Below are 15,791 nucleotides of genomic sequence, written 5' to 3' on the forward strand. Positions count from 1 at the left end.
GGGCGCCGAGGCGCCGGGACGCCGAGGCGCCCGGATCCTCAGAACGTGCTGGTGGGCCGCACCTTGTTGGCCATGTCCACCAGCGCGTAGCGGTGCCGCTGGGTGGGGGCGACGCGGGCCAGGTTGCGCAGCGCCGCCTCGACGCCCAGCCGCAGCCCGTGCTCGGTGAACGGGAAGCCCAGGATGTGGTTGGTGCTGGCCTTGTTGTCCTCCAGCCAGTCCATCGCGCAGCCGAGCACCAGGGCGCGGATCTGCAACACCCGCGGCTCGGTCGGCGGCAGCGCCTCCACCCGCCGGGCCGCGTCCCGGATTTCCTCTTCGGTGATCTCGCTCTTGGACCGCCCGGACAACAGCGTCACCGCACTGGTCAGCCGCGCGGTGGTGAAGTGCCGCGAGGTGGCCGGCACCTCGTCGAGGGTGCGCACCGCCGCGGCTCGATCACCCTCGGCGGACAGGGTTCTGGCCAACCCGAAGGCCGCCGAGATCACGCCGTCGTTGGTCTTCCACACCGTCTCGTAGAACCGATGCTCGTCGACATCGCCGGCCAGCTCGGCGGTCGCGGCCAACGCCAACTTGGGCGCCAGCTCGCCCGGGAAGGTGTCCAGCACCTCGGTGAAATGCGTTGTGGCCGAATCGTAGTCGCCGGTCAGCAGCTCGGCCACCGCCTTGTACCAGACCAGCCGCCACTGCCAGCCGACCCGCTCGGCCAGGTCGTCGAGCTTGCGGGTGGCCTTGGCCACGTCGCCGAGGTCCAGCAGCGCGCGCACCTCCATCAGCGGCAGCTCGATCGACTCGGACAGCTCGACCCCGTCGGCGTCCAGCGTCCCGTGCCGGGCCGCGCGCAGCGAGTCCAGCGTCTGCACCGGCTGCGACAACACCGTCGCCTGCAGCACCGGGGCGGCGACGTCGGCCGGATCGACCAGCGGCACCTGCAGCGCGGTCACGATCTCGCGGGCGGTCAGCTTCTCCGAATGCACCTGGCCGTCCAGGTACACGTCGGTGTGCGCGACCAGCAGGTCCACCCCGAACGTCGAGCGGCTGGGCGAGAAGATGGTCGACAGGCCGGGCCGCGGCACCCCGGTGTCGTGCGCGACCACCTCGCGCAGCACCCCCATCAGCTGGGCCGACATCTCCTCGGTGCTGGAGAACCGGCGCCGCGGGTCGGGGTCGGTGGCGCGGCGAAGCAACCGGCGGAAGGAGTCGTAGGCGCCCAGCACCGGGTCGTTGTCGGGGATGCCGTCGACGTAGCGGCCGTTGCGGGTGGGCAGGTTCAGCGTCAGCGCGGCCAGCGTGCGCCCCACCGTGTAGATGTCGGTGGCCACCGTCGGGCCGGTCCGCACGATCTCCGGCGCCTGGAAACCCGGTGTGCCGTAAAGGTATCCGAACGAGTTGATCCGCGACACCGCGCCCAGGTCGATCAGCTTGAGCTGCTCCTCGGTGAGCATGATGTTCTCCGGCTTGAGGTCGTTGTAGACCAGGCCGATCGAATGCAAATAACCCAGCGCCGGCAGGATCTCCAGCACGTAGGCGATGGCCTCGGAGACGGGCAGCTTCTCGCCCTTGCCGTGCCGCAGCGGCTGCCCGCCGACGTACTCCATGACGATGTAGCCGACCGGATTCCCGTGCCGGTCCACATGCTCGACGAAGTTGAAGATCTGCACGATCTGCGGGTGCACCACCTCGGCGAGGAACTGCCGTTCGGCCATCGCGATGGCCTGCGCCTCGGCGTCACCGGAGTGCACCAGGCCCTTGAGCACCACCGGCCGGTCGTTGACGTTGTGGTCCACCGCCAGGTAGACCCAGCCCAGCCCGCCGTGCGCGATGCAGCCCTTGACCTCGTACTGGTTGGCGACGATGTCGCCCGGATTCAGTTGCGGCAGAAACGAATACGCGCTGCCGCAGTGCGGGCACCAGCCCTCGGAGGTGCCCTTGCTCTTCTTGGTGGACCGCCCCACCGGTTTGCCGCAGTTCCAGCAGAAGCGCTTGGACTCCGGCACCACCGGGTTGGTCATCAACGCCTCGCGCGGGTCGATGTCGCGGCCGCGCGGAATCTCGACCAGCCCACCGCCGAGCTGACGGACCGGCGGCAGCGCCCGCGTCGCCACCGTCATGCGGTCGGCGCTGTCGGTGTCCAGGGCGCCCAGCGAGATGTGCGGGAAGTCGTCGTCGTCATCGTCGAAGTCGGGCCGGAACAGCGCCTGGGTGGCCTGCAGCCGCCCCGTTGCCGCGCCGCCCTGGGCGTCGTCGCCCACCTCGGCCGGCTGGGTGCCCGGGCCCACCTGCTCGGTCCCCGGTTCCGGCTGCTCGCTCTTGTTGTCCGGCTCGGCCATCAGTCCAGATACCTCGGCGTGGGCGGGGCCGGCGCGGGGCCCAGCACGGTCAACCACTTGCGGTACAACGTGTTCCAGGTGCCGTCCCGGCGGATCCGCTCCAGCGTTCCGTTGACGAACCGCACCAGTCCGGTGTTGTTCAGGTTGATCCCGATGCCGTAGGGCTGGGTGGCCATGTTCGGCCCGACGATGTGCAGGTACGGGTCCTCTTCGACCAGCCCGGCCAGGATCGAGTCGTCGGTGCTGACCGCGTCGATCTCGCGCTGCTGCATGGCCACCAGGCAATCGGCCCAGTTGACCACCGACACCACGATCGGCGGGGGATCGATCTGCCGGATCCGGTGCAGCGACGTGGTGCCCTTGGCCACGCAGACGCGTTTGCCGGACAGGTCGGAGACCTTGGTGATCGGCGAGTCGCGCGGGGCCAGGATGCGCTGGTTGGCATCGAGGTACACGGTGGAGAAGTTCACCTGCTTGCGCCGGTCGCAGGTGATGGTCATGGTCTTGACCACGACGTCGACCTCGCCGCGCTGCAGCGCGGTGACCCGCTCGTCCGACGACAGGATCCGGTACTCGACGTGCGAGGGCGCGCCGAAGATGTCGCGGGCGATCTCGCCGGCGATGTCGACGTCGAAGCCGGTGATCTCGCCGGTGATCGGGTCGCGGAAGCTGAACAGGTTGCTGCCGATGTCGAGGCCGACGATCAGCCGGCCGCGGGCGCGGATGTCGGCCACCGCGGCGTCGGCCTCCGCCTTGGTGGGGAAGGGTCGCAGGCTGGCCGTCAGGTCGCAGTTCTGGTCCGGGCCGTCGGGCGGCAGCGGCGGCTGCGGCGGCAGCTGCTCCATGCCGACCGGGGTGGGCGGCGGCAACGTCGGCACGCTGGCCACCCGCAGCGACTCGGTGTGGCCGCACCCCGCCGCGACCAGCACCGCGGCCAGCGCGGTGCACGCCCGTCGCAGCAGGGGCAGCCCGGCCGTCATCGGTACTCTTTCAGCCTCGGCCACAGGCCCAGCGCCACCGCGATGGCGGCGCCCAGCGACAGCACCACGCCGCCGACCTGGGCGCCGGACAGCCCGCTGCGCGCGTTGATGACGTCGTTGCGCAGGTGGATGCGGCCCTGGTCCATCGCCTTCATCAGCTCGTCCTGCAGCTTGTCGAACGCGGGGGTGGAGTCCTCCTCGCTGCTGCCCAGCGCGACCTGGGTGGCGGCCCGATAGTTGCCCACCGAGATGTAGGAGGTGATCCGGTCGTTGGCTTGGCGCCAGCGCAGCAGCAGCTGGTCGGCGCCCTCCAGGTCGGGCTTGTCCACCGCATCGCTGCGCGACATGTACTCGTCGAGCTGGCGGTGCATCGAGTCCAGGCGCTGGTAGAACGACTGCTTGCGCTTCTCTTCGTCGCCGCGGCGGATCAGCGACAGCGTCTCGTCGGCGCGGGCCTGCTGCGCGGTGATGGCGACGTTGGTGACGGTCTTGAGCGACTCGGCGGCAGTGTCCTTGGCGCTACGGCTGGCCGTCGTAGAAATGGTCAACGCTGTCCCGACCCACACCACCATGACGAGAATAGCGAGCGCGCCCACCACCAGCCCCGGATTGATCCGCCGCCGCGTGCGCCGGGCCAGCCAGCGATGGGCGAACGCCCCGAAGACCACGGTGGCGCCGACCACCATGATGACCGGCGCCGGGATCTGGGTGGACGCCGTGGTCTCCTCGTCCACCCGCTTGGAGGTGGCCTGGTACAGCCGGGCCGCGTCGGGCAGGATCGTCGACTGCATCAGCCCCGACGCCTCCGACAGGTACGACGAGCCGACGGGGTTGCCCTGCCGGTTGTTGGTGCGGGCGGTCTCGATCAGCCCGGTGTAGACGGCCAGCTCGGCGTTGATCCGGCCCAGCAGCTGCACCATCGGCTCGTCGGTGAGCCCGCTGGAGGCCCGGGTCACCGCCACCGCGGCGTCGGTGATGGCCTGCTCGTAGCGCTGCCGCACCGGCGGCGGCTCGGCCTCGGCGATGAAGGCGGTGGCCGCGGCGGCGTCGGCCACCGACAGCGTGGTGTACAGCCGCCCGGCCGCGAACGACAACGGCTCGGTGTGGTTGAGCACCGTGGTGAGCACCTGCTGGCGGTGGTTGATGGTGGTCGAGGTGGCGAACGCGCTCAGGCCGCCCAGCGCCGCCAGCACGATGCCGATGGTCAGGATGCGGCCGGGCGTCGTCGAGATGAACCACCAGCGGGGATGGGCTGGTTCGGCCGGTGACCGCGAGCCCTGCGGCTCGGTCGACGGGTGCGCCAGCTCAACCGTCACGTCTGATCAGCCCTCATCTCTCGGCCACTGGATTTCGCTGCACGGACCTGTATAAGCGAAGTCTAAGAGCATGTTCGGGTGGATGGGTGGAGGCGAAGCAATTGACGACGTGCCAGGGAACAAAGAACTAAGTCTGCCTATCCTGAACTCGTGCACGGCGACGGTGACGGGTGGGTGATCTCCGAGCGCGGCGCCCACTACTGGGGTCGGTACGGCGCCGCCGGTTTGCTGCTGCGCGCCCCGCAACCCGACGGTACGCCCGCCGTGCTGCTGCAGCACCGCGCGGTGTGGAGCCATCAGGGCGGCACCTGGGGACTGCCCGGCGGCGCCCGGGACAGCCACGAGACACCCGAGGAGACCGCGGTCCGCGAAGCGAACGAGGAGGCCGGCCTGCTGGTCGACCGGCTCGCCGTGCGCGCCAGCGTGGTGACGGCCGAGGTCGCCGGGGTGGGCGGCACCCGGTGGAGCTACACCACCGTGATCGCGGACGCCGACGAACTGCTGCACACCGTGCCCAACCGGGAAAGCGCCGAGATGCGCTGGGTCGCCGAGGACGAGGTGGCCGACCTGCCGCTGCACCCCGGCTTCGCGGCCAGCTGGCACCGGCTGCGCACCGAGCCCGCCCGGCTGCCGCTGAGCCACGGCGACGAACGCCGGCAGTACCTGCCCCGCACCATCGAGCCGGAGGACGGCGTCTTCGTCTGGTGCATGCCCGGCGACCCGGCCGACACCGACGAGGCGTCCGCGCAGCTGTGCCGCCGGATCAGCGCGCTGCTGCCAGCGCCGAGCTGAGCCGCCGGCCGCCGCGGCGGGTCGTCCGCCGCGGTGATCGCCCGCACCACCACGACCCGGCGGCCCGGCGTCGAGCACCTCGGGCAGCCGCTGCGCGTCGATCCCGCCGATCGCGAACCACGGCTTGCCGGTGCGCAGCTCGGCGGCCGCCCGCACCAGCGCCAAGCCCGGCGCCGCGCGGCCCGGTTTGGTGGGCGTGGGCCAGCAGGGCCCGACGCAGAAGTAGTCGGCCGGTCCCGCCGCCGCCGCGGTCATCTGGTCGCGGTCGTGGCTGGACAGCCCGAGCAGCACGTCGGGCCCGACGAATGCGCGCGCCACGTCCAGCGGCAGGTCACCCTGCCCGAGGTGCAGCACGTCGGCGCCGGCCGCGCGGGCGATGTCGGCGCGGTCGTTGACGGCGAACAGGGCGCCGTGCCGGCGGGCCGCGTCGGCCAGGATCTCGCAGGCGGCCAGCTCGTCGCGCGCCTCCAGCGGGCCGAACCGCTGCTCCCCGGGCGACCCCTTGTCGCGCAGTTGGATGACGTCCACGCCGCCGGCCAGGGCGGCGTCGGCGAACTCGGCCAGATCGCCGCGCTCCCGGCGGGCGTCGGTGCACAGGTAGAGCCGCGCGGCGGCCAGAGTTGCCAGACGTTGATGCACACCGCGACGCTAGCGCGCTAGCGTGGAACCCGAACAACTCGTTTTAGACACGGGAGTCCCGGGACCGGGGTCTGAGAGTGGGCGCGCCCGCCCTTACCGTCACACCTGATCCGGATCATGCCGGCGAAGGGAGGCCGCGAATGCCCTCGGACTGCGGGTCGCTGGCCGTCGTCGGTGGCGGGGTCATCGGGCTGGCGGTGGCGCGCCGCGCCGCGCAGGCCGGGTGGTCGGTGCGGGTACACCGCAGCGGCGAGCGGGGCGCCTCCTGGGTGGCCGGCGGCATGCTGGCCCCGCACAGCGAAGGCTGGCCCGGCGAGGAGCGACTGTTGCGGCTGGGCCTGGAATCGCTGCGGTTGTGGCGGGAGGGCGGTTTCCTCGACGGGCTGCCGGGGCGGCTGGTCACCGCGCGCGAGTCGCTGGTGGTGGCGGTCGACCGCGCCGACGTCGCCGACCTGCGCACCGTCGCGGATTGGCTGTCCGCACAAGGACATCCGGTGGTCTGGGAGTCGGCGGCCCGCGACGTCGAGCCCCTGCTGGCGCAGGGCATCCGGCACGGCTTCACTGCGCCCACCGAACTGGCCGTGGACAACCGCGCGGTGCTCGAGGCGCTGGACGCGGCCTGCGAGCGGCTCGGGGTGCGCTGGGCGCCGCCGCTGCACGACCTGGCGGAGGCCGACGCCGACGCGGTGGTGATCGCCAACGGCATCGACGCGCCGGCGTTGTGGCCGGGCCTGCCGGTGCGCCCGGTGAAGGGCGAAGTGCTGCGGCTGCGGTGGCGAAAGGGTTGTATGCCGGTGCCGCAGCGGGTCATTCGGGCCCGCGTGCACGGCCGGCAGGTGTACCTGGTGCCACGCGCGGACGGGGTGGTGGTCGGCGCCACCCAGTACGAACACGGGCGAGACACCGCCCCGGTGGTCTCCGGCGTGCGGGACCTGCTCGACGACGCCTGCGCGGTGCTGCCGGCGCTGGGCGAATACGAGCTGGCCGAGTGCGGCGCCGGGCTGCGCCCGATGACGCCCGACAATCTGCCGCTGGTGGGCCGCCTGGACGCGCGGACCCTGGTTGCCGCCGGTCACGGCCGGTCGGGATTCCTGTTGGCGCCCTGGACGGCAGAACAGATCGTGTCCGAACTGGCCCCGGTGGGAGCACACCGATGATCCCGCCGGCGACGATGCTTCAGCGAAGCGATGAGGAGGAGCGGCGCCAATGATCGTCGTAGTCAACGAGCAAAAGGTCGACGTCGACGCGCACACCACGGTCGCGGCGCTGCTCGATGAGCTGGGCTTCGGCGGCCGCGGCGTCGCGGTGGCCGTGGACGACGCCGTGTTGCCCCGATCCCGTTGGACGACAGAGCTTTCCGAGGGCGCGCGGCTCGAGGTGGTGACGGCGGTGCAGGGTGGTTGATTCGAAACTGACCATCGCCGACCGCAGCTTCAGCTCGCGGCTCATCATGGGCACCGGGGGAGCGGGAAACCTGGCGGTGCTGGAAGAGGCGCTGATCGCCTCGGGCACCGAACTGACCACCGTCGCCATCCGCCGGGTGGACGCCGAGGGCGGCACCGGCCTGCTCGACCTGCTCAACCGGCTGGGCATCACGCCGTTGCCCAACACTGCGGGATGCCGGGGCGCGGCCGAGGCGGTGCTCACCGCGCAGTTGGCCCGCGAGGCGCTGAACACCAACTGGATCAAGCTCGAGGTGATCGCCGACGAGCGCACCCTGCTGCCCGATGCGGTCGAATTAGTCAGGGCCGCAGAACAATTGGTGGACGACGGGTTCGTCGTGCTGCCCTACACCAACGACGACCCGGTGTTGGCGCGCCGACTCGAGGACGCCGGCTGCGCGGCGGTCATGCCGCTGGGCTCGCCGATCGGCACGGGTCTGGGCATCACCAATCCGCACAACATCGAGATGATCGTCGCCGGCGCGGGCGTCCCAGTGGTGCTCGACGCCGGCATCGGCACCGCCAGCGATGCCGCGCTGGCGATGGAATTGGGTTGCGACGCCGTGCTGTTGGCCACCGCGGTGACCCGGGCCGGCGATCCGGCCGCCATGGCCGCCGCGATGTCGGCCGCCGTCACCGCCGGCTATCTGGCCCGCCGGGCCGGGCGGATCCCCAAGCGGTTCTGGGCCCAAGCGTCGAGCCCGCCTCGATGAAACGCTATGTGGCGCTGGGCAGCTCGATGGCCGCCGGCCCCGGGATCCGGCCCCGCGCCGCCGGGGCTCCGCGCTGGTCGGGTCGATCCGCGCGCAACTACGCGCACCTGGTCGCCGCGCGTTGCGGCTACGACCTGGTCGACGTCACCTTCTCCGGGGCGACCACCGCCCACGTGCTCACCGAGCGCCAACACGGTGCGGCGCCGCAGATCGCCGCGCTGGACGGCTCGGAGAGCCTGGTCACCGTCACCATCGGCGGCAACGACGTCGGCTACATCCCGCTGTTGACGGTCGCCGCGCTGCCGCGCCCGCTGCGGCGGCTGCCGCTGCTGGGTGACCGCATCGCCGAACTGCTGGACGCCGAGGCGCGAAACGGCGCGCTCGAGGCGGTGTTCGAATCGCTGTGCGCCGTGGGCACCGCGGTGCGTCAACGCTGCGCGGAGGCACGGATTTTCTTTGTCGACTACCTGACGATGCTGCCGCCGGCGGGCGTGCCGGCCGCGCCGCTGTCAGCCGCCGACGCCGACCTGGGCCGGCACGTGGCCACCACGCTGGAACGGATGACCGCCGATGCCGCCGCGGCGACCGGCTGCGATCTCATCCGGGCGGCCGCGGCCAGCCGCGAACACCACGCCTGGTCCGCCGACCCGTGGACGACGCTGCCGGCGCGGTACGGTCTCCCGCTACCGGGCCGGCCCGCGCCGTTGCACCCCAATGCCGCCGGGATGCGTGCGGTGGCGGAATTGATTGCGGCGCGACTGTAAGCGTCAGCCGTTGGTGCGCCACCACTGGTAGAGGGCGTTGACGTCGGAGTTGGCCGCGGTCAGGTGGCCCAGCACGTTCTTGGCGTCGGTGGTCCAGGTCAGCGTCGCGTAGTTCTTGTAAGTGCCGCAAGCGATCTGACCACCCGTCTGGCCGTTCTGCTTCCAGGTGCCCGGCGACTGCCCGGCGTCTCCGCAGTTGGCCAGCGACACGTCCTTGATGGTGGAGCTGAACGCGGACGCCAGGTTGGTGCCGTTGGAGAACAGGGCGTAGACGCCCGACCCCGGTCCGCTGGGGTCGGGGCTCTGCCCGCACAGCAGCTCGGCCAGTTCGCCGGACTCGGTCAGCTCCTGCGGCTTGCAGTTGTTCAGGCCATAGCCTTTCGATAGCGACGCCGCCAGCGTGTTCATGTCCGAGGCGCTGCCGGTGTTGGGTTCGGCGAGTGCGGGGGCGCTACCCGCGAGAGCCAAACTGCCGGTGAAGGCTGCGGCCGACACGAGACGCAGCGCGGTGTTCCGATATGACATTTTCTGACTCCCTGCGGTTGATGGAAACAAAGCGGGCGAACGCATCTGGGCGCTCACCCGTTGGCGCGCCACCATTGGTAGAGCGCCGCGACATCGGTGTTGGACGCGCGCAGGTAGCTCAGGATGTTCTTGGCGTCGATGGTCCAGATGATCTCGGCGGCGTTGCGGAAGGTGCCGCACGCGGCCTGCCCGGCGCTGGCGGACGAACCATCCTTGTGCCAGCTCGACGGCGACTCGTGGGCGTCGCCGCACGGGTCAGGACATCCTCTTTGATGGTGGCCCGGAACGCGGTGGCCAGGTTCTCGGGGTTGGTGAACAACACGTACTTGGCCTGCGCCGGTCCCTTCGGGTCGGGGCTTTGCCCGCAGGTCAGTACCGCCAGTTGCCTGCCGCGGTCGATGTTTCCGGCGGTGCAGTTATTCAGCCCGTAGCCCTTCGACAGCGACGCGGCCAGGGTGTTGATGTCCGACGGGTTAGGTGTGCCGGCCGGGTCGGCGGCCGCCGCGGCGCTGCCCGCAAAGACGAATCCGCCAGTGAATACCGCTGCCGTCGCCGCCCTCAGCGCATTGCTGACTTCGGACATCAATGGCTCCTATAACCGCACCTGTTAACACGGATAGTAGGGCTATGTCGCGGTAATGCAATACGTTCCGTCGGCAATTGTCTGTCTGGGCATCGATTTCCGCGCATCCCGTGGAGGACCAGCCAGTGGCGGCAGAGTGAATTTTTCCGCGCCATATTTCGAATTCTGTTGAGGGACGATCGGTGTCGGCGTGGCGCGGATGCACCGATGTGGCCGGGTCGGCACGGCCCGACTCGGCCGAATCAAATTTTGTCATTGCTAGTGCCGACCCGAGCGCGAGCGGGTATGGCTAGCACCGCTTTACGCCAGCTAACTCCCCTCGACTGGAGAATCCATGACACAGCCGCCGCCTCCCCCGCCGCCGCCCGGGTATCCGCCGCAGCAACCGGCCGCCCAAGCGCCGAACAACTATCTGGTGTGGTCGATCCTGGTCACCCTGTTCTGCTGTCTTCCGTTCGGCATCGTCGCGATCGTCAAATCCAGCCAGGTCAACGGATTATGGGCGCAGGGCCGCTACGCCGAGGCGCAGGCGTCCGCCGACAGCGCCAAGAAATGGGTGATCTGGTCGGCGGTCATCGGGGTCGTGGTGGGCATCATCTACGGCATCTTGATGGCGGTCGGCGCGCTGAACACGAACACCAACGCGGCGCTCGCCGCGATGTTCTGACGCCGCGGGGGCCTCGATCATGGTGATCCGCCGGGGGGCGGTGCAGCAGAATCTGACTGCGCCGGTGGTGGTGGCCGCATCCGCGACGGTGCTGTGCGCCGCCGTCTGGGCGGGTGACCCGACCACCCCGGGCGGGCCGCTGCCGGTGTGCCCCACCAAAGCGCTGCTGGGCGTTGACTGTCCCGGCTGCGGCAGCCTGCGCATGGTGTACGCGCTCATGCACGGCAATCTGTTGGGGGCGGCCAGGTTCAACGCCTTAGGCCTGGCCGCCGTCGTGCTGTTGATGTGGGCGTACTTCGCCTGGACCTACGGGCACCTGGTGGGACGACGGATCCGCAGTTGGCAACACCATCGCTGGGCCGCGGCGGTGACGCTGTCGTTGGTGCTGGCCTGGTTCGTGGTGCGCAACATCCCGGTGGCGCCGTTCACCGCGCTGCATGTCTGAGGACGCCGTGTCCTGAATCCGCCCACCCGGGCCGCGGTCTAACCTGGGGCGCGATGGTGAACAAATTCACGACATTTCCGGCGCTGCTCGCGGTGGTCGCCCTGACCGCGTTGGCCACCGGCTGCGGGCACCGCTCCTCCGGCGCGGGCCAAACCACCGGAGACCCCGCCGCGGCGGAGTTCGCGTCCGGGTTGCGCAACAAGGTCACCACCGACGCGATGATGACCCACCTGACCAAGCTGCAAGACATCGCCAACGCCAACAACGGCACCCGGGCGGTCGGCACACCCGGCTACGAGGCGAGCGTCGACTACGTGGTGAAAACCTTGCGCGACAGCGGGTTCGACGTGCAGACCCCGGAGTTCTCGGCCCGGGTGTTCCACGCCGAAAAGCCCGATCTCACCGTCGGCGGCAGGCCGGTGGAGGCCCACGCACTGGACTTCAGCCTGGGCACCGGGCCCGACGGGGTGAGCGGCCCGCTGGTCGCCGCCCCGCCCAACAACCCCGGGTGCGCGGTCACCGACTACGGCAGCCTGCCGGTGCAGGGCGCGGTGATCCTGCTCGACCGCGGCACGTGCCCGTTCGCGCAGAAGGAAGATGTCGCCGCGCAGCGCGGCGCGGTGGCGATGATCATCGCCGACAACGTCGACGAACAACAGATGGGCGGCACGCTCGGGCCGTCGACCGAGGTGAAGATCCCGGTGCTGAGCGTGACCAAGTCCGTCGGGGTGCAGCTGCGCGGGCAGCCCGGGCCCACCACCATCAAGCTCACGGCCAGCGCGCAAAGCTTCAAGGCGCGCAACGTGATCGCGCAGACCAAGACCGGATCGGAGCACGACGTGGTGATGGCCGGGGCGCACCTGGACAGCGTGCCCGAGGGCCCGGGCATCAACGACAACGGGTCGGGCGTGGCCGCGGTGCTGGAAACCGCTGTGCGACTGGGCAGTTCGCCTCCGGTGCACAACGCGGTGCGGTTCGGGTTCTGGGGCGCCGAGGAGCTCGGGCTGATCGGGTCGCGCAACTACGTCGAGTCGCTGGACTTGACCGCGCTGAAAAACATTGCGCTGTACCTGAACTTCGACATGCTCGCCTCGCCGAACCCCGGCTACTTCACCTATGACGGCGACCAGTCGCTGCCGATGGACGCCCGTGGTCAACCGGTGGTGCCCGAAGGGTCGGCGGGCATCGAGCGCACGCTGGTGGCCTACCTGAAGTCGGCCGGCAAGACCGCACAGGACACCTCGTTCGACGGCCGGTCGGATTACGACGGGTTCACCCTGGCGGGGATTCCGGCCGGCGGGCTGTTCTCCGGCGCCGAGGGGAAGATGTCCGCCGATCAGGCCAAGCTATGGGGCGGAACCGCCGACCAGCCGTTCGACCCCAACTACCACCAGAAGACCGACACCCTCGACCACATCGACCGCACCGCGCTGGGGATCAACGGGGGCGGGGTGGCCTACGCGATCGGTCTCTACGCCCAAGACCTCGGCGGCCACAACGGCGTCCCCGCCATGGCCGACCGCACCCGGCACGTGCTCGCCAAGTCATGACCGTCCGGCTGGGCGCGACGCTGCTGTGGATCGCCGTGCTGCTGGCCGGTTGCTCGTCGGCGGGGCCCGGACTGCCGACCGCGGCACCCGATTTGGGCCACGGCCTGGCCAAGAAGGTGACCGCCGACGCCATGATGGCCCACCTGCGCGCCTTGCAGAACATCGCCAACGCCAACGGCGGCAACCGCGCGGACGGCACCCCGGGCTTTCAGGCCAGCGTCGACTACGTGGCTAAAGCGCTGCGCGACAAGGGTTTCGACGTACAGACGCCGCAGTTCGACCGGCTCTACCCGGTGTCCCCCGGCAAGCCGACGCTGACCGTCGCGGGCCGCGGCTACCCCGTCGACCAGGCCTCGATGTTGGTCCAGACCCCGCCCGGCGGGCTGACCGGACCCGCCGTCCGCCCGGCCCAGCCGTCGGGTTGCGCGGCCAGCGACTACCCCGGCGCCCTGCCCAAGGGTGCGATCGCCGTCGTCGACGACACCCGCTGCTCGGTGGTCGACAAACAGAACAGCGCGGTGGCCCGGGGCGCGAGCGCGCTGATCGTGGTGAGCGCACCCGACGGGCACGGCGCCCCGCCCACCTTGTTCACCCCCGGCTACTACAAACAGCTGAGTGTGCCGGTGGCCGTCGTCAACCCGTCCGGCGCCGCCGCGCTGGCCGGTGCCGGCGGGCCGGTGCGGTTAATCCTGGATGCAGTCAACGTCAAGGTCACATCGCGAAACGTGGTGGCGCAGACCAAGACCGGGTCAGCCCACGAGGTCATCATGGTCGGTGCGCACCTGGACGGCTCGCGCGCCGGACCGGGCATCAACGACAACGGCTCCGGCGTGGCCGCGGTGCTGGAAACCGCGCTGCAGCTGGGTCCGCTGGCGCCGGTGAGCAACGCGGTGCGGTTCGTGTTCTGGGGCGCCGGGGAAGACGGACTGGGCGGCGTGATGGATTACCTGTTCGGCCTGGACCGCGACCAACTCAACGACATCGCGCTGTATCTGAACTTCACCATGCTCGGCTCGCCCAACGCCGGGTTCTTCACCGACGACGGCGATCAGTCCGGGCCGCCGGCCCCCGGTATTTCGGCCGCCGACGTCCCCGAAGGGTCGGCCGGCATCGAGCGCACCCTGGCGGGCTATCTGAACCTGGCCGGCAAGCGTGCGGCGGACATGCCCCTGAACACCCGGGCCGACTACCACCCCTTCATGGTGGCCGGTGTGCCGATCGGCGGCATGACCACCGGAGCCTCGCAACCGAAAACCACTGTGCAGTCCCGGTTGTGGGGCGGCCAGGCCGGCGTGCCGTTCGATCCGGACTTCCAAGGTCCCCGCGACACCGCCGACAACATCAACCGGGACGCCCTGGCGGTGATGGGTTCCGGCGTCGGGTTCGCGGTCGGCAGCTACGCCCAATCGATCGGCGGGGTCAACGGGGTGCCGCCGCACGACAAGCGGCATCGCACCCGAGTGCCCTGACCGCGGCACAACGATTTACGCCGGCACGCCGAAGGGTGAGAAATCGCGAGATCCCTTGAAGGGAGCCAGCGCCTTTCTTGCCCCCGGCGACGGCCGGTCGCTCTACACTGAGCCATGCACAGCCACGCGCTCAGGTCGGCATTCGTGTCGGCCGCGGCGGTGCTGCTGGTGGCGGGTTGCTCGACGTTCGTCGAGGGACGCGCGCTGTCGATGCTCAACGACCCGTTCCTGGTTGGTGGTCTGCCCGCGACCAACGGGCCCAGCGGCATCCGCTCCAACGCCCCCGCCCCCACCGGCAAGGTGCTCAACACCGACAACGGGTCGATCGACTCGCTGTCGTTGCTGTCGATCAACGACATCGAGGACTACTGGCGCTCGGTGTACGGCCAATCGCTGAAGGGCAAATTCGTTCCGATCAGCAAGATCGTGTCCTACAACTCGACCGATCCGAGCAGTCCGATCGTGTGCCACAACGACACCTACCAACTGGTCAACGCGTTCTACACCTCGCGGTGCAACCTGATCGCCTGGGACCGCGGCGTTTTCATGCCCGTGGCGCAGAAGTATTTCGGCGACATGTCGGTGACCGGTGTGCTGGCGCACGAGTTCGGGCACGCGCTGCAGCAGATGGCCGCACTGGTGACCAAACGCGATGCGACCATCGTGCGCGAACAGCAGGCCGACTGCTTCGCCGGGGTCTATCTGTTCTGGGTTGCCGACGGCAAGTCGCCGCGCTTCACGCTGAGCACCGCCGACGGGCTCGACCATGTGCTGGCCGGGATCATCACCACGCGCGACCCGGTGATGGACAGCGAGACCGCGAACGACGACGCGCACGGCTCGGCGCTGGACCGGATCAGCGCCTTCCAAATGGGTTTCCTCAACGGCGCCTCGGCCTGTGCGTCGATCAACCGCAAGGAAATCGAGCAGCGCCGCGGCGACCTGCCCTACGCCCTGCGGGTGGACACCAGCGGCAGACCGGAGACCGGTGAGGTCCCGATCAACCAGGACACGCTGTCCACGTTGATGGAGCTGCTGGGAAAGATCTTCGCGCCGGCCAATCCGCCCGCGCTGTCCTACCAGCCGGCCACATGCCCCGACGCCAAGCCCAGCCCGCCGGCGTCCTACTGTCCGGCCACCAACACCATCGCGGTCGACCTGCCCAAGCTGGCCGCGCTGGGCAGGGTCGCCGACGAGAACGAACACACCCTGCCCCAGGGCGACGACACCGCCCTGTCCGTGGTGATGTCGCGCTACGCGCTGGCGGTGCAGCATGAACGCGGCCTGGCCATGCAGAGCCCGTGGACCGCGCTGCGGACCGCCTGCCTGACCGGCGTGGTGCACCGCAGGATGGCCGAGCCCATCGAGCTGCCCTCACACAACCAATTGCTGCTCACCGCAGGCGATCTCGACGAGGCGGTGGCCGGCCTGCTGACCAACCATCTGGTCGCCAGCGACGCCGACGGCACCAGCGTGCCGGCCGGTTTCACCCGCATCGCGGCGTTCCGCGGCGGCGTGACCGGCAACGCGGACGCCTGCTACTCGCGCTATCCGGGGTAGCGAAAACCAAGCGCCA

General features: G+C 70.2%; 14 protein-coding genes, 2 pseudogenes and 1 riboswitch. Of the genes and pseudogenes, 10 read left to right on the plus strand and 6 right to left on the minus strand.

The features are described from left to right. Positions 1-38 precede the first annotated feature (38 nt). From NF20_RS24790 to glnX, 3 genes are read right to left on the minus strand one after another with little or no spacing between them, the layout of a single operon-like run. Entirely contained in the window at positions 39-2,330 is a 2,292-nt protein-coding gene (locus NF20_RS24790; protein ID WP_023862161.1) for a serine/threonine-protein kinase PknG, read from the minus strand. After that, positions 2,330-3,310, minus strand: a complete 981-nt coding sequence (locus tag NF20_RS24795; RefSeq protein ID WP_003873816.1) for a glutamate ABC transporter substrate-binding protein — start codon at positions 3,308-3,310, stop codon at positions 2,330-2,332. The genes NF20_RS24790 and NF20_RS24795 overlap by 1 nt, the downstream gene beginning before the upstream one ends. Further along, positions 3,307-4,626: a protein kinase G-activating protein GlnX gene (gene glnX, locus NF20_RS24800; RefSeq protein ID WP_003879271.1), complete on the minus strand. Its 1,320-nt coding sequence runs from the start codon at positions 4,624-4,626 to the stop codon at positions 3,307-3,309. Before glnX ends, NF20_RS24795 begins: the two co-directional genes overlap by 4 nt. Positions 4,627-4,776: 150 nt before the next feature. On the opposite strand from glnX, the gene NF20_RS24805 reads away from it, so the two are divergent. Next, on the plus strand, positions 4,777-5,418 hold the full coding sequence (locus tag NF20_RS24805) for an NUDIX hydrolase (protein ID WP_011726222.1): 642 nt from the start codon (positions 4,777-4,779) through the stop codon (positions 5,416-5,418). Here the strand turns inward: NF20_RS24805 and thiE are convergent. Further along, positions 5,394-6,057: pseudogene (gene thiE, locus NF20_RS26970) on the minus strand (thiamine phosphate synthase); the annotation flags it as partial. The gene NF20_RS24805 and the pseudogene thiE overlap by 25 nt on opposite strands. A gap of 39 nt (positions 6,058-6,096) precedes the next feature. Beyond that, a riboswitch (TPP riboswitch) is annotated at positions 6,097-6,206 on the plus strand. Between thiE and thiO the strand changes: the two are divergent. The 4 genes from thiO to NF20_RS24830 all read left to right on the plus strand — a co-directional run bounded on the left by thiO (position 6,198) and on the right by NF20_RS24830 (position 8,976). Continuing rightward, complete coding sequence (thiO, locus tag NF20_RS24815; protein WP_009979402.1) at positions 6,198-7,214, plus strand: glycine oxidase ThiO; 1,017 nt, start codon at positions 6,198-6,200, stop codon at positions 7,212-7,214. It overlaps the preceding riboswitch by 9 nt. Positions 7,215-7,263: 49 nt before the next feature. Beyond that, positions 7,264-7,461: a sulfur carrier protein ThiS gene (gene thiS, locus NF20_RS24820; protein WP_003873811.1), complete on the plus strand. Its 198-nt coding sequence runs from the start codon at positions 7,264-7,266 to the stop codon at positions 7,459-7,461. Next, positions 7,454-8,212, plus strand: coding sequence for a thiazole synthase (locus tag NF20_RS24825; protein WP_009979401.1), 759 nt, complete (start codon positions 7,454-7,456; stop codon positions 8,210-8,212). The genes thiS and NF20_RS24825 overlap by 8 nt, the downstream gene beginning before the upstream one ends. After that, positions 8,209-8,976 (plus strand): SGNH/GDSL hydrolase family protein, encoded by a 768-nt coding sequence (locus NF20_RS24830; RefSeq protein WP_011726220.1) that lies wholly within the window; start codon positions 8,209-8,211, stop codon positions 8,974-8,976. The genes NF20_RS24825 and NF20_RS24830 overlap by 4 nt, the downstream gene beginning before the upstream one ends. Positions 8,977-8,979: 3 nt before the next feature. Here NF20_RS24830 and NF20_RS24835 read toward each other — a convergent pair whose 3' ends face one another. Together NF20_RS24835 and NF20_RS26975 are read right to left on the minus strand one after the other, a co-directional pair. Then, the gene (locus tag NF20_RS24835; protein WP_009979398.1) at positions 8,980-9,501 is read right to left on the minus strand and encodes a hypothetical protein; all 522 of its coding nucleotides are present in this window, start codon (positions 9,499-9,501) and stop codon (positions 8,980-8,982) included. Positions 9,502-9,554: 53 nt separating this feature from the next. After that, positions 9,555-10,084 (minus strand): annotated as a pseudogene (locus NF20_RS26975) (serine/threonine protein kinase). Between the two features lie 334 nt (positions 10,085-10,418). Here NF20_RS26975 and NF20_RS24840 point away from each other — a divergent pair. From NF20_RS24840 to NF20_RS24860, 5 genes are all read left to right on the plus strand, one after another. Then, the gene (locus NF20_RS24840) at positions 10,419-10,751 is read left to right on the plus strand and encodes a CD225/dispanin family protein (RefSeq protein ID WP_011726219.1); all 333 of its coding nucleotides are present in this window, start codon (positions 10,419-10,421) and stop codon (positions 10,749-10,751) included. Between the two features lie 19 nt (positions 10,752-10,770). Next, the gene (locus tag NF20_RS24845; RefSeq protein ID WP_003873805.1) at positions 10,771-11,196 is read left to right on the plus strand and encodes a DUF2752 domain-containing protein; all 426 of its coding nucleotides are present in this window, start codon (positions 10,771-10,773) and stop codon (positions 11,194-11,196) included. A 53-nt stretch (positions 11,197-11,249) separates the two neighbouring features. Beyond that, on the plus strand, positions 11,250-12,746 hold the full coding sequence (locus tag NF20_RS24850) for a M28 family metallopeptidase (RefSeq protein WP_011726218.1): 1,497 nt from the start codon (positions 11,250-11,252) through the stop codon (positions 12,744-12,746). After that, a complete protein-coding gene (locus NF20_RS24855; protein ID WP_011726217.1) occupies positions 12,743-14,215 on the plus strand; it encodes a M28 family peptidase in 1,473 nt (490 codons plus the stop codon). The genes NF20_RS24850 and NF20_RS24855 overlap by 4 nt, the downstream gene beginning before the upstream one ends. A 114-nt stretch (positions 14,216-14,329) precedes the next feature. After that, complete coding sequence (locus tag NF20_RS24860) at positions 14,330-15,775, plus strand: peptidase (protein ID WP_019733104.1); 1,446 nt, start codon at positions 14,330-14,332, stop codon at positions 15,773-15,775. Positions 15,776-15,791 lie beyond the last annotated feature (16 nt).

Source organism: Mycobacterium sp. MAC_080597_8934 (assembly GCF_000523975.1).
Lineage (GTDB): Bacteria > Actinomycetota > Actinomycetes > Mycobacteriales > Mycobacteriaceae > Mycobacterium > Mycobacterium avium.

Bases quoted from the DNA above. Each gene is read 5' to 3' on its own strand.
- NF20_RS24795 (WP_003873816.1), bottom strand. From the start codon at position 3,310: ATGACGGCCGGGCTGCCCCTGCTGCGACGGGCGTGCACCGCGCTGGCC.
- thiO (WP_009979402.1), top strand. From the start codon at position 6,198: ATGCCCTCGGACTGCGGGTCGCTGGCCGTCGTCGGTGGCGGGGTCATC.
- NF20_RS24835 (WP_009979398.1), bottom strand. From the start codon at position 9,501: ATGTCATATCGGAACACCGCGCTGCGTCTCGTGTCGGCCGCAGCCTTC.
- NF20_RS24860 (WP_019733104.1), top strand. From the start codon at position 14,330: ATGCACAGCCACGCGCTCAGGTCGGCATTCGTGTCGGCCGCGGCGGTG.
- thiS (WP_003873811.1), top strand. From the start codon at position 7,264: ATGATCGTCGTAGTCAACGAGCAAAAGGTCGACGTCGACGCGCACACC.
- NF20_RS24845 (WP_003873805.1), top strand. From the start codon at position 10,771: ATGGTGATCCGCCGGGGGGCGGTGCAGCAGAATCTGACTGCGCCGGTG.
- NF20_RS24840 (WP_011726219.1), top strand. From the start codon at position 10,419: ATGACACAGCCGCCGCCTCCCCCGCCGCCGCCCGGGTATCCGCCGCAG.
- NF20_RS24830 (WP_011726220.1), top strand. From the start codon at position 8,209: ATGAAACGCTATGTGGCGCTGGGCAGCTCGATGGCCGCCGGCCCCGGG.
- NF20_RS24855 (WP_011726217.1), top strand. From the start codon at position 12,743: ATGACCGTCCGGCTGGGCGCGACGCTGCTGTGGATCGCCGTGCTGCTG.
- NF20_RS24790 (WP_023862161.1), bottom strand. From the start codon at position 2,330: ATGGCCGAGCCGGACAACAAGAGCGAGCAGCCGGAACCGGGGACCGAG.
- NF20_RS24850 (WP_011726218.1), top strand. From the start codon at position 11,250: ATGGTGAACAAATTCACGACATTTCCGGCGCTGCTCGCGGTGGTCGCC.